The organism is Dellaglioa sp. CoH-57-MRSF-17 (assembly GCF_056782015.1).
Genome location: NZ_JBXAXY010000002.1, coordinates 273711 through 286148 on the forward strand (window position 1 = coordinate 273711; position 12438 = coordinate 286148).

A 12438-nucleotide genomic window follows, 5' to 3' on the forward strand; every position below is an offset into this window, starting at 1 on the left:
TCAAGTAAGGATTGATACAACCTGATCAATATTATCTTAATTAGTCAATTATATTCATGATTAACCCAATAACATTTTTCGTCACCAATGTCTTACCGATATACTAACTTAGGTTCATCATGTACTTGAACCTTAATATAATTAGTCTACTAATTGAACTTTCAAACTGTTTGTTGTTCCTTTTTCACCAACTGGAAGACCAGCAGTGATTAAGATAAGGTCACCTTTTTTAGCGAAACCTAATTCTTTAGCTTTTTCAGTTGCTAAACTAAACAATGCATCTGTTGATGCTGGTTTTTCAGCAATGATTGGGTGAACACCCCAGTTAACTGATAAACCATGACGAGTTTGTTCGTCAAAAGTAATAGCTAAAATATCTGAGTCAGGACGGTATTTAGAAATCATACGTGCTGTTTGACCAGATTTTGTAGCAGCGATGATAGTTTTAATACCTAAGCTATCAGCTGTTTCAGCAACAGCACGACCAATAGTTTCAGTAACATCATTTTTGTCAAATTCATTTAATGCAAATGAGCTATGTGCACGCAATGCATTTTCAGATTTTTCATCAATACGAGCCATTGTTGCAACTGATTCTACAGGGTAGTCACCATTAGCACTTTCACCTGAAAGCATTGTTGCATCTGTTCCATCAAATACGGCATTAGCAACATCAGATGCTTCAGCACGTGTAGGACGTGGGTTTTCTTGCATTGAATCAAGCATTTGAGTAGCAGTAATAACTGGTTTGCCCAAAGCGTTACATTTTTTGATTAAGTCTTTTTGAACTAAAGGAACATTTTCAGCAGGAATTTCAACACCCATATCGCCACGGGCAATCATTAATCCTTCAGAAACTTCCATAATAGCATCAATATTATCGATACCTTCTTGTGATTCAATCTTAGGGAAGATTTGAACATGTTCCATTCCTTTTTCTTCAAGTAAAGCGCGGATATCTAAAACATCAGCTGGTTTACGTACAAAACTTGCAGCAATGAAATCAATGTTTTGATCTAAACCAAAACGAATATCGTCTGAATCTTTTTCAGTAATACCAGGTAAGTTAATTGATACACCAGGAGCGTTAACACCTTTACGTGAACCTAAACGACCAGAATTCATAACAGTTGTTACTAATTCGTTAGCAGCTGTATCAATTTCATCAATTCTCATATCGATAAGACCATCATCAAACAATACGTGGCCTCCAACATGAACATCTTCAATTAAACCTGGGTAAGTAACAGCAATCTTTTCTTTTGTTCCTTCAAGTGAATCATCCATTGAAATACGAACAATATCATTAATTTCAAAGTTGATTTTACCTTCTTTTTGAACAGTAGTACGGATTTCTGCACCTTTAGTATCAAGCATGATACCAACCATTTTACCAGTAATTTTTTCTGCTTCATGAACTAATGTCATACGACCTAAATGTTCTTCATGGTCACCATGAGAAAAGTTGAAACGGAAAACATTAGCACCGGCTTCGATTAATTTAACAATTGTATCAAGATCTGAACTGGCTGGACCAAGTGTACTTACGATTTTAGTTTTTTTCATTAGATTATGATCTCCTCTTAGTTTACTTATTATTTATAAATAACAATAACAGTATTATATTATTTTGGTGTTGAAAGTCGTGTATTTAAGTCTAAAAGACTCAAATCTGTATGATGTTTATGTTCTTCAAGCGTTGCAACAATATCTTCAGCAACTAATTTGTTGTCTTTAATACCAATTGCTAATCCGCCTTTACCTTCCATAAGAAGTTGAACAGCATAATCACCAAAACGACTTGCTAAGACACGATCTTTGGCAGTTGGTACGCCACCACGTTGTGTATGGCCTAAAATAGTCACACGTGTTTCAAAATTACCATATGTGTCTAATTCAGCAGCAAATTCACTAGCTCCCATAACACCTTCAGCTAATACGATAATTCCTGAATCTTTACCATGTTCACGGTTACTGTTGAGCTTGTCTGCAATTTCTTGCATGTTATATCCTTTTTCAGGAATAACAATAACATCAGCACCACCAGCAATACCGGACCATAAAGCAATATCTCCAGCATTTCTACCCATTACTTCAACGATAAACGTACGTTGATGTGAACGAGCAGTATCGCGAATACGATCAATTGCATCAAGAGCTGTGTTAACAGCTGTATCAAATCCAACTGTGAAATCTGTATCAGGAATATCATTATCGATTGTTCCTGGAATACCAACAGCGTTAAATCCACGTTTTGTGAGTGCTAAAGCACCATGGTATGAACCATCCCCACCGATAACAACTAAAGCATCGATACCGAACTTTTTAAGTTGTTCGATACCTTTTAATTGTCCTTCAGCAGTTGCAAATTCAGGATAACGGGCTGAATATAACATTGTTCCACCGCGTTGAATAACATCATCAACGTCAGCATATTCAATTTTATGAATATCGCCAGCAACTAAACCAGCAAAACCATAATTAATACCGTATGCTTCTAATCCTTCACCAATTACACGACGTGCAACAGCACGAACTGAAGCGTTCATACCTGGCGCATCTCCACCACTTGTTAAAATACCAATGCGTTTCATTTCTTCACCTCAATAAGTAATTTAAGTACATATTTCACTCACTATATTAACACTTTTCAGAAAAGTTGTCTTGTTAAATGTGAAAATATTTTCAGTATTTTCAAGAATAAATTACTTAATGACGACATTTTCAGAACCTAATATTTTTGTAAGCGCTGTATGTGTTTCTTTGTCGTTCCTTAACCAATAAGTTCTATCTAAACTAATTTTACGATTGTCTTTTTCATAGTACAAAATAACCGGTGTTTGACCTAACCTTATTTTCATGGTTTGCATTAATTTTTCTATTTTTTCATTTGTTGTTTCTTTAGTAATCTTCAAAAACCATTTTTTTTGAGTTATTCGTTTAAAATAATCATCTGCTAATTCTATTTTTTTAACAATAATTTGTAATCCTCTATTTGTTTCAACATCCCCCGAAACGACAACGACCTTATTTTTTTCAAGTAAAGATTCTTTCTGTCGAAATAAATCAGGAAATATTGTCAAATCAATCTCACTTGTTTCATCCGAACCATTTACAAAGGCCATTTGTTGACCCTTCTTTGTTCGAATAACTTTTACTCTCGTAAGATTAACTAAAATGGTTACATGTGTCTTATCAGATATTTCCGATATTTTTTTAAAATCGCTTTGATTTAGCTGTTTCCGATACTTCTCAACCGGATGTCCCGAAAGATACGCACCTAAATATTGTGATTCTTTTTCTAATCGAACCATTAATGGAAAGTTTGATTGTCTTGCTATCTTAGGTGTTAATAATTCAAATAAATTAGTATTATTTCCACTTAAATCAATACTACTAATTAATTCTGGTAGAGCACTAATCAACTCAGCACGATTATATTCAAATTGATCAAAACACCCAGAATATATTAAAGCTGAAATATTTTCCTCATTTAAATATTTTTTATCTATCCGATGCAGGAAGGATTGGAAATCTGTGAACAATTCTTTTTTCCGTAATGTAATGATATGTTCAATAAAGTCTTTTCTAAGTCCTTTAATACTATTTAATCCAAATAAAACAATATTTTGTCTTAAACTAAAACCTACCTCGCTCATATTAATATCAGGTAATTTAATTATTACATGATATTGCTTTGCTTCCACTAAGTATTCTTTTATTTTTTGCGGATTATTACCAACGGAATTTAAAATAGCTTCAAAAAATGCAGCTGGAAAATTAGCTTTAATATAGGCTAATTGAAAAGCAATTTTACTATAGGCAACGGCATGTGAACGATTAAATCCATAATTAGCAAACTGCTCAATATAACTATAAACTGTTTTAGCTACATCTTCTTGAATTCCATTATCATATGCCCCATTGATAAACTGAGTACGCATTTCATCAATAGTCTTTTTTTTCTTTTTACTCATTGCTCGGCGTAGTAAATCAGCTTCACCAAGTGTAAAATTACCCATCTTTGATGCGACCTGCATAACCTGCTCCTGATAAACTAATACACCATAGGTTGACTCAAGAATTTGTTTTAAACTATTGTCCGGAAATGTTATTTTTTCAAGATGATGTTTTCGTGCAATAAATGTATCTATATTTTCCATCGGACCCGGCCGATATAACGCATTTACAGCTGCGATATCTTCAAAAGATGTTGGTTGTAATTTTTTTAAAACATTTTTGATACCATTAGATTCAAATTGGAAAACACCGGATGTATCACCTAATCTAAAAAGAGCTAATGTTTTTTCATCTTCTAAATTAATGAATGCTGGATTGAAGTCTGCTTGATAATTCTTTTTAACCTGTGTTACAGCTTGATCTAAAATATTTAAATTACGTAGACCTAAAATATCGATTTTTAATAAACCAACATTTTCAACTATATCTTTAGAATACTGCGTTAAAAGAATATCCTCACTTCCATTTTGTAACGGAACCACTTCTCGTAAATCAATTTGGCTCAATACGACCCCTGCTGCATGCGTAGAGTAGTGTCTTGGAATCCCTTCGATATGCTGCGCAATTGTAAAAATATTTTTATTTTTGGAACTATCATTAACTAAATTACGTAATTTTTGTGATTGTGCTAGCGCCTCTGTCAACGTAATTTTCAAAACATTTGGAATTGAATCACTCCACCCTTTCATTTCAAAAGGTGATACACCAAATACTCGACCAACATCCCTCAAAGCCTGTTTTGCTGCCATTGTGCCAAATGTAATAATTTGAGCCATGTGATAATGTCCATATTTTTGATGTAAATAATTAAGGATTAGTCCACGTTTATCATCTGGAATATCTAAATCAATATCCGGCATCTGAACACGTTTTGAATTCAAAAAACGTTCAAACAATAAATTATATTTAATTGGATCAACATCCGTAATCGTTAAAACGTAGGCTGTGATCGATCCAGCAGATGACCCTCGTCCTGGGCCAGTTATAATATTTTGCGAATGAGCATAGTTCATAATATCCCAAACGATTAAAAAGTAATCTTCAAATCCCATTTGTTGAATAACGTTTAACTCAAGTTCTAATCTTTGTTTATATTCCTTAGGTACACCATTTGGAAACCGCTCATTTAATCCAGTATTACACATACTTCTCAAATAACTATGTGCTGTTTCATTATTAGGTAATGGATACTCAGGTAGTTTGGGTTGTGAGAATGTTAATTCCAGAGACGTTTCATCTGCTAAATTTTGGGTTTCTTGAATTGCATCTGCCATTAGCAATTCTTGATATTGCTCCGTTATCTCTTTTGGATTTCTTAATGCATATTCTCCCTGAATTTGTTCATCAACTTTATTAATTAAAATCGTTTCACCAGTACTAATTGCCTTTAACACATCAATATCAAACTGATTTTCAGCATCCAAATAAGCTACTTCATCTAGCGCAATTACACGAATATCAAAATTTTGAGCTAAAGATTTAATTGATTGTGCCGTAATTTTATCCATTAAGTGAGATAGGCCAACTCGAATATTTTCTGAACCTATTAAGCTTTGATATTTGGCTAATAATTCTTTTGCATCGGATATTTGACTTTGTTCAATTAAATAACTAAATTCACTTTTTTCACTAGGTGATAATATAAATAAACCGTCTAAATAGTTAGTTAAACTACTAAAGTTTAACTTATCATCATTTAAGGTCATTTTTAAGGTCGATAATTGCATTAAATTTTGATAACCTTGTTTATCTTTTGCAATAAAGGTCAATTCATATTCATGGTTTGTTTCGATTAAACCGGAGATATCTAACGTTAGTCCGATAATTGGCTTAATTTCAGCTTTTTGACAGGCATTATAAAAATCAATTGCACCATACAATGTATTATTATCTGTTAAGGCAATTGCTTTATAGCCTTTACTTTTAGCACTTTGAACAAGATCATTAATTTTAGTGGTGCTTTGTAATAAGCTGAATGAACTTTTAACTTTTAACGGAACAAACATTTTATCCCCCTTTTCACGTATCTATTAATGTTATTATACAAAACTTTTTAACAATACCCAATAGACACTAAAAAGCTTTTGCAAAAATAATTATTTGTGCTAAAATTAGCTTTGAATGTGAGGTGCTGTTCTATGATGAAACAATTAACAATTCTCTTTTGGGGCTTCATTTTTGGTGAAGTAATTGGTTATATCGTAAGCTCACTAACTGGTACATTGTTTGCACCAGTTTTGTTAATCGGTATTATTTTTGCAGTTACCGGCTTAATTGTCGTAAATTGCCTCTACGCCATTCTCAAAGATCCTAAATCAGATAAATAAAAAAAGATAAACTAATTAGTTTATCTTTTTTTTGGCTTTATAAGACTATAAGGAAAAATTTGAGAAAGAAAGGTCTCAATATGTCCTCTAGTTTAACTCATCCACACTATTTAATAATACCTATTTTGTTTCTTCAGATACTAATTTTATAATTTCTAGAACAACATCCGTTGCTTTTTCCATTGTTTCAACTGAAACAAATTCAAATCGCGCATGCATATTTTCTGCTCCAGCAAATATATTTGGTGTTGGTAATCCCATGAATGAGATTTTTGAACCATCTGTCCCACCACGTACTGGATAGATATCCGGTTTAATTGCTAAATTTTCCATAGCTTCTTTAGCAACAGTCACAACAGTCATATCCTTCTCGATTACTTCACGCATATTGTAATATTGATCTACCATATCAATTGTCACACGTTCAGAATCAAAATCAGCATTCATTTTATCAGCAATACCCATCATATACTTTTTGCGATCTTCGAATTTTTGGCGATCATGATCACGAATAATATATACCATTTTTGCTTCATCAACTGTACCTTCTACTGAAATTAAATGGTAAAAACCTTCGCGGCCTTCAGTTTTTTCAGGTACTTCATCTTGTGGTAATAATGAGTCAAATTGATTTGCTAACTTACTTGCATTAATTAAAACACCTTTAGCAGTTGCAGGATGAACTTCCTTACCTTGAATTGAAACGACTGCTTGAGCAGCATTAAATGTTTCATATTCTAATTCACCTAATGGTCCACCATCAACAGTGTAAGCTAAATCAGCTCCAAAATCGGCTACGTCAAATTTATCAGCACCTACCCCAATTTCCTCATCAGGTCCAATACCAACTTTAATGTCACCATGCTTAATTTCAGGATGTGCAACTAAATAAGCTACAGCAGTAATAATTTCAGCTACTCCCGATTTATCATCTGATCCTAATAGTGTTGAACCATCTGTTGTAATTAATGTATTGCCTTTATAATTTTTTAAATTTGGAAATTCTTTAATAGTTAGTTTAAATTTACCATCATCGTCAAGATTAATATCAGATTCGCCATCATAATTTTCAACGAATTGGGGGTTAACACCCTCTGCTGTAAATGCAGCTGTATCCATATGTGAAATAAAACCAACCGCTTTAACGTTTTTACCAGCTTCTAAATTACTTGGTAATGTTGCTAAAACATACCCACTTTTTTTAGAAATACGTGCATCCTTTAATCCAATTTGTAAAAGTTCTTCCTTTAATTCTTTCGCAAATTCAACTTGAGTTTGCGTTGAAGGAGTTACCCCTGAATTTTCATCAGAACGAGTTTCTACTTTAACATACTTAATAAAACGTGGAATTAATTCTTCATATTTTGTCATGATAGCGTATCTCCTAATCTATTATTTAATATCTCTAATCATACTCTAATTTTAAAATTAAATAAACTGAAATGGATCTGTATTAATATCTGATTCAATAATCTCAATTTGCCAATTATTTTCTAGATTCCATTCTCCAAATAACCGTTTCAATTGTGCTTTACAGATACTTTCAACATGATGGCCCGGATCAATAACTGACAACCCTTCTGCTAACATGTCATGAGCCGTGTGGTAGTAGACATCTCCTGTTACGTAAACATCCGCCTGCTGCTTAATTGCCTCATGATAAAATTTACCACCATCACCACCTAGAACTGCAACACGCTTAATTGATTGCGTCAAATCATTAGAAATCAGTCTTAATCCACTTATGTTAAATTGCTTCTTACAATATTCAGAAAATTCAATAACAGTCATAGGACTAGTTAAATTTCCGATTCGACCCATTCCATAATCTGAACTATTTGTATGCACTAACGGGATTGTTTCTTGTAATTTTAAACGACTCGCTAACCAATCATTCATCCCACCTGTAACATTGTCTAAATTAGTATGAGCTGCATACACTGTTATATTATGACTCAATAAATCGGCATACATTTTATTTTGAGGATTCGTAGTATCCAAATTTTTTGCCGGTCTAAATATTAATGGATGATGTGCGAAAATAAAATCTACATTTTTATTAATTGCTTCTTGGACAACTTCTGGACGAACATCTAAAGTTGTCATTACTTTAGTAACAGTATTATTAATATCACCTAATTGTAGGCCTACTGGATCACCAATTTCAGCCATACTTTTTGGAGCAAATACTTCGAATTGATTGACTAAATCAATAATTTTTGTCATCCCAGCATCTCCTCAATTTCTTTGATATCAACTTCTAATATCCTTTTTTTATCAATAGGAACTTTATTTGCTGCCTCAAAATTTTTTAAAACTTTACGCTTTTTTTCCATTTGCTTGTGCCATTTAGCTTTGAATACATCGCTTTGCTCAATTCTTAATTTAGGTCCATACTTTAAATCTAATATCGAGTAGCTCATTTTAGTGTTAACTTTCTCAGCAACAATAATTTCATAGACATGATGGTCGTCTTCGACAATATCTTCATCAATAATTTGATATGAATGATCCATTAACCATTCTCTTATTAATTTTTGTCCAACATTAGGTTGAATAATTAAACGACGGACACCCGTTAATTTTTCTAAATCGGCAGTAAATATATCCTTTATTAAAGGGCCACCCATTCCGGCAATTGTGATAGTATCAATATTATCGTCTAATTTAATTGCCTTTAACCCATTAGCTAATCTTGGCATTATCATGTGGTCTAATCGTTCTGTATTAATTTCTGTTACGGCATTTTCATAAGGCCCTTTAGCTACTTCTCCAGCAACAGCATATGAAATAATTTTATTAATAGCTAAATACGCAGGTAAGTAAGCATGATCCGATCCAATATCGGCCAATCGTGCATTTTTTGGTACAAATTTTGCAACTCGAACTAATCGATCTGATAAATGTCGTGCATCCATTTCTTGATCCTCTTCTTTCGTATCTTATCTTTTCTTATTATAACTAAAAAAGGACCATTATAAAACAGGTTTCGTTTTATAATGGTCCTTAAATTTTTTATTCTAAGAAATCTTTTAATTGTTTTGAACGAGATGGATGGCGTAGTTTACGTAATGCTTTAGCTTCAATTTGACGAATACGTTCACGTGTCACTCCAAACACTTTACCAACTTCTTCAAGTGTTCTTGTGCGACCATCATCAAGACCGAATCTTAAACGCAGAACATTTTCTTCACGATCTGTTAATGTATCAAGAACATTTTCTAGTTGCTCCTTCAAGAGTTCATAAGCCGCATGGTCAGCTGGACTAGTTGCATCTTGATCTTCAATAAAATCACCTAAATGTGAATCATCTTCTTCACCAATTGGTGTCTCTAATGAAACAGGTTCTTGAGCAATTTTTAAAATTTCACGAACTTTTTCGGCTGGCATAGCTGGCATATCCATTTCAGCACCAATTTCTTCAGGAATTGGTTCGCGAACAAGTTCTTGTAATAATTGGCGTTGAATTCTGATTAATTTATTAATTGTTTCAACCATATGAACTGGAATTCTAATTGTACGTGCTTGATCAGCAATAGCACGTGTAATTGCTTGTCTAATCCACCATGTCGCATATGTTGAGAATTTAAATCCTTTACGATAATCAAATTTCTCAACAGCCTTCATTAATCCCATGTTACCCTCTTGAATTAAATCAAGAAATTGCATTCCACGACCAACGTAACGTTTAGCAATTGAAACAACTAAACGTAAATTAGCTTCTGCCAATTTTTGTTTTGCTTCTTCGTCGCCTTCTTCAATTTTTAATGCTAAAGCAACTTCTTCTTCAGCTTTTAAAAGGTTAACACGACCAATTTCTTTCAAATACATTCTAACTGGGTCATTAATTTTTATTCCAGTTGGTGCTGATGTGTCTTTTAAAGCTTTCTTTGTAACTTTTTCAGCTGCTTTTAAACTATGTTCACTTGGGTTTCCCTCTTCATCAACAACAGCAATACCAGCATCTGCGACTTTTTGAAGTAATTTATCCATACGATCAGCATCTAAATGGAATGGTGTTGCTAGTTCATCTGTTAAATTATCATACTTAATTTCTTTTTTTACTTTATATTCCTTGATCAACTTCGTTTGTGCTTTTTTAAAGCCTTTTTCGTCAAATTCTGATTCTTCAACTTTTTCTACTTTTTTTACCATTAATAATTCCTCCCTTAGATGGATGTTCGTGGTACTTGTTGTTTTTGATATAATGCAATTAACTTAACTGATAATTCATTGGTTAGTTCTGTATTGCCAAGACGATTTGCTTCCATAAGATCTGATCGAACTTGATTAATTGATTGTTCCATCGGCGAATCATTCATAATGACGGACACACAATCATCAAATTCATCCTCTGAAGACTCTTCTGCAACTGTCATCAGCTCTATTTGCATTAAAAATCTCTTTGAAGACTCTTCTGGCAAGTAATCTAAAAAACTAGCAATTTCATATTGCTCATGTAATTCTAAATAGCCTTCAGCTAACGTATATATTAACTGATAACTATCATGAACAAAACTAAAATCATCAATTGATCGAATTTTCAGCCAAGCTGTATGATCATGTAATATACGATAAAGCAATAATCTTTCAGCTCTTTCAACACGATCAATTTTTTCATCGCTCATGACCTCTGAGCGATTTTCTACAGGTGGTTCATCTGTTCGAACCCTTGGAACTTGATTAACTTGTTGCACTACTTTTGGTTGAACGGCAACTAAATCAATTAACTGTTGTCTTAGAATTCCTTTATCAATTTTAAATTCATCTGCCAACTGATTAATATAAATATCTTGCTCAAACGGCGTTTTAATTGTAGTTAAAACTTGTAGTACTTGATCAATATAATCAATTTGCTCACTTTCATTTTTTAAGTTTTTATTTCGTTTCAAAAAATTCATTTTGAATGAAATAACCGTCTCTCGAGCAGAGTGAGCTAACTCCAGAAACGCTTCTTTACCATTTTTTTTAACAAACTCATCAGGATCCATACCGTTAGGAATGGCTAGCACGCCAACTTTCATTTTTGTCTGATTCGCTAGCAGGTTCAAAGCACGATTTGTTGCATTTTGCCCGGGTTCATCCCCATCATAACAAATATTTAATTGTGATGTTGAACGTTCTAACAAATAAATTTGTTCATTTGTTAAACTTGTTCCCATAGAGGCGACACCATTTTTAACTCCAGAGCGGTATGCTGCTAAAACATCCATAAATCCTTCGAACAAAATAACATTTCCTTCTGTCCGAATTTCTTTTTTTGCCAAATCGTAATTAAATAGAATCTCTCTTTTATTAAAAATAGGCGTTTCAGGACTGTTTAAATATTTAGGTAATTCTTTATTTTTTTCAAGCAGACGACCTGAAAAGGCAACAACTTGACCATTTTGATTTCTAATCGGAAACATCACTCGATCAATAAATCGTTCACGCAAATCACCTGTTTGATTTTCAATAAATAGTCCAGACTGCCTTAATAATTGATAGTCTACTTTCTTTTCCTTAAAAAAATCTTGTAAGACCGATTTCCCAGGCGCAAATCCAATTTGGAAAGTTTTGATAATTTCATCCGTTATACCACGATTATGCAGGTAATCTAATGCCTTTTGACCCATTTCTGTATTCATTAAAATGTGTTGATATAATTTAGCACCGTCATCATGAATTTGCTTTAACTGACGATTTTCAGTTGATTCTTGTGTCCTTGCTGACTGAGATTCAGAATATTTACTATCGATATCCATTCCTGAAAATTCTGCAACTTTATTGACAGATTCTGGAAAGCTAAGTCCCTCTAGCTCAATTAAGAACTTAAAAACATTCCCACCTCTTCCACAGCTAAAACAGTGAAAAATTTGTTTCTCTTCGCTTACAGAAAATGAAGGCGTTTTTTCTTCATGAAATGGACATAAACCCATAAAATTACTACCAGATTTTTTTAATCCGACATACTGACTAATGATATCAGTAATATTCACACTAGTTCGCACCTGTTCAATTACGTTTTCGGGTATTCTCATTCCAACTACTCACCTCCAAAACTAACGATACGAAGTTACCTATATTTTGAGTACCCATAATAATAGCATTT

The 12438-nt window shown here is 33.1% G+C and carries 8 protein-coding genes and 1 pseudogene; 1 reads left to right on the top strand and 8 read right to left on the bottom strand.

Going from position 1 to position 12438, the window contains the following annotated elements:
• Positions 1–147: 147 nt before the first annotated feature.
• From pyk to dnaE, 3 genes and pseudogenes are all read right to left on the bottom strand, one after another.
• A pseudogene (gene pyk / locus AC1RPJ_RS03280) lies at positions 148–1566 on the bottom strand (pyruvate kinase); the annotation flags it as partial.
• A 59-nt stretch (positions 1567–1625) separates the two neighbouring features.
• Complete coding sequence (gene pfkA / locus AC1RPJ_RS03285; protein WP_481761352.1) at positions 1626–2594, bottom strand: 6-phosphofructokinase; 969 nt, start codon at positions 2592–2594, stop codon at positions 1626–1628.
• Positions 2595–2705: 111 nt separating this feature from the next.
• Positions 2706–6026, bottom strand: a complete 3321-nt coding sequence (dnaE, locus tag AC1RPJ_RS03290; RefSeq protein ID WP_481761353.1) for a DNA polymerase III subunit alpha — start codon at positions 6024–6026, stop codon at positions 2706–2708.
• A gap of 132 nt (positions 6027–6158) precedes the next feature.
• Here dnaE and AC1RPJ_RS03295 point away from each other — a divergent pair, with 132 nt between their 5' ends.
• Positions 6159–6347 carry a YjzD family protein gene (locus AC1RPJ_RS03295; RefSeq protein ID WP_409022496.1) on the top strand — a complete coding sequence of 63 codons (189 nt, stop codon included), beginning with the start codon at positions 6159–6161 and terminating at the stop codon, positions 6345–6347.
• Positions 6348–6467: 120 nt separating this feature from the next.
• Here the strand turns inward: AC1RPJ_RS03295 and pepT are convergent, their stop codons facing one another.
• The 5 genes from pepT to dnaG all read right to left on the bottom strand — a co-directional run bounded on the left by pepT (position 6468) and on the right by dnaG (position 12367).
• Positions 6468–7718 carry a peptidase T gene (gene pepT, locus AC1RPJ_RS03300; protein ID WP_481761354.1) on the bottom strand — a complete coding sequence of 417 codons (1251 nt, stop codon included), beginning with the start codon at positions 7716–7718 and terminating at the stop codon, positions 6468–6470.
• Between the two features lie 57 nt (positions 7719–7775).
• Positions 7776–8573: a Nif3-like dinuclear metal center hexameric protein gene (locus AC1RPJ_RS03305; protein WP_481761355.1), complete on the bottom strand. Its 798-nt coding sequence runs from the start codon at positions 8571–8573 to the stop codon at positions 7776–7778.
• On the bottom strand, positions 8570–9265 hold the full coding sequence (locus AC1RPJ_RS03310) for a tRNA (adenine(22)-N(1))-methyltransferase (RefSeq protein ID WP_481761356.1): 696 nt from the start codon (positions 9263–9265) through the stop codon (positions 8570–8572). The genes AC1RPJ_RS03305 and AC1RPJ_RS03310 overlap by 4 nt, the downstream gene beginning before the upstream one ends.
• Positions 9266–9362: 97 nt before the next feature.
• Positions 9363–10502 (bottom strand): RNA polymerase sigma factor RpoD, encoded by a 1140-nt coding sequence (gene rpoD / locus AC1RPJ_RS03315; protein WP_409022492.1) that lies wholly within the window; start codon positions 10500–10502, stop codon positions 9363–9365.
• Between the two features lie 14 nt (positions 10503–10516).
• Positions 10517–12367, bottom strand: coding sequence for a DNA primase (gene dnaG, locus AC1RPJ_RS03320; protein ID WP_481761357.1), 1851 nt, complete (start codon positions 12365–12367; stop codon positions 10517–10519).
• Positions 12368–12438: the final 71 nt, after the last annotated feature.

Bases quoted from the DNA above. Each gene is read 5' to 3' on its own strand.
- pfkA (WP_481761352.1), bottom strand. From the start codon at position 2,594: ATGAAACGCATTGGTATTTTAACAAGTGGTGGAGATGCGCCAGGTATG.
- dnaE (WP_481761353.1), bottom strand. From the start codon at position 6,026: ATGTTTGTTCCGTTAAAAGTTAAAAGTTCATTCAGCTTATTACAAAGC.
- AC1RPJ_RS03295 (WP_409022496.1), top strand. From the start codon at position 6,159: ATGATGAAACAATTAACAATTCTCTTTTGGGGCTTCATTTTTGGTGAA.
- pepT (WP_481761354.1), bottom strand. From the start codon at position 7,718: ATGACAAAATATGAAGAATTAATTCCACGTTTTATTAAGTATGTTAAA.
- AC1RPJ_RS03305 (WP_481761355.1), bottom strand. From the start codon at position 8,573: ATGACAAAAATTATTGATTTAGTCAATCAATTCGAAGTATTTGCTCCA.
- AC1RPJ_RS03310 (WP_481761356.1), bottom strand. From the start codon at position 9,265: ATGGATGCACGACATTTATCAGATCGATTAGTTCGAGTTGCAAAATTT.
- rpoD (WP_409022492.1), bottom strand. From the start codon at position 10,502: ATGGTAAAAAAAGTAGAAAAAGTTGAAGAATCAGAATTTGACGAAAAA.
- dnaG (WP_481761357.1), bottom strand. From the start codon at position 12,367: ATGAGAATACCCGAAAACGTAATTGAACAGGTGCGAACTAGTGTGAAT.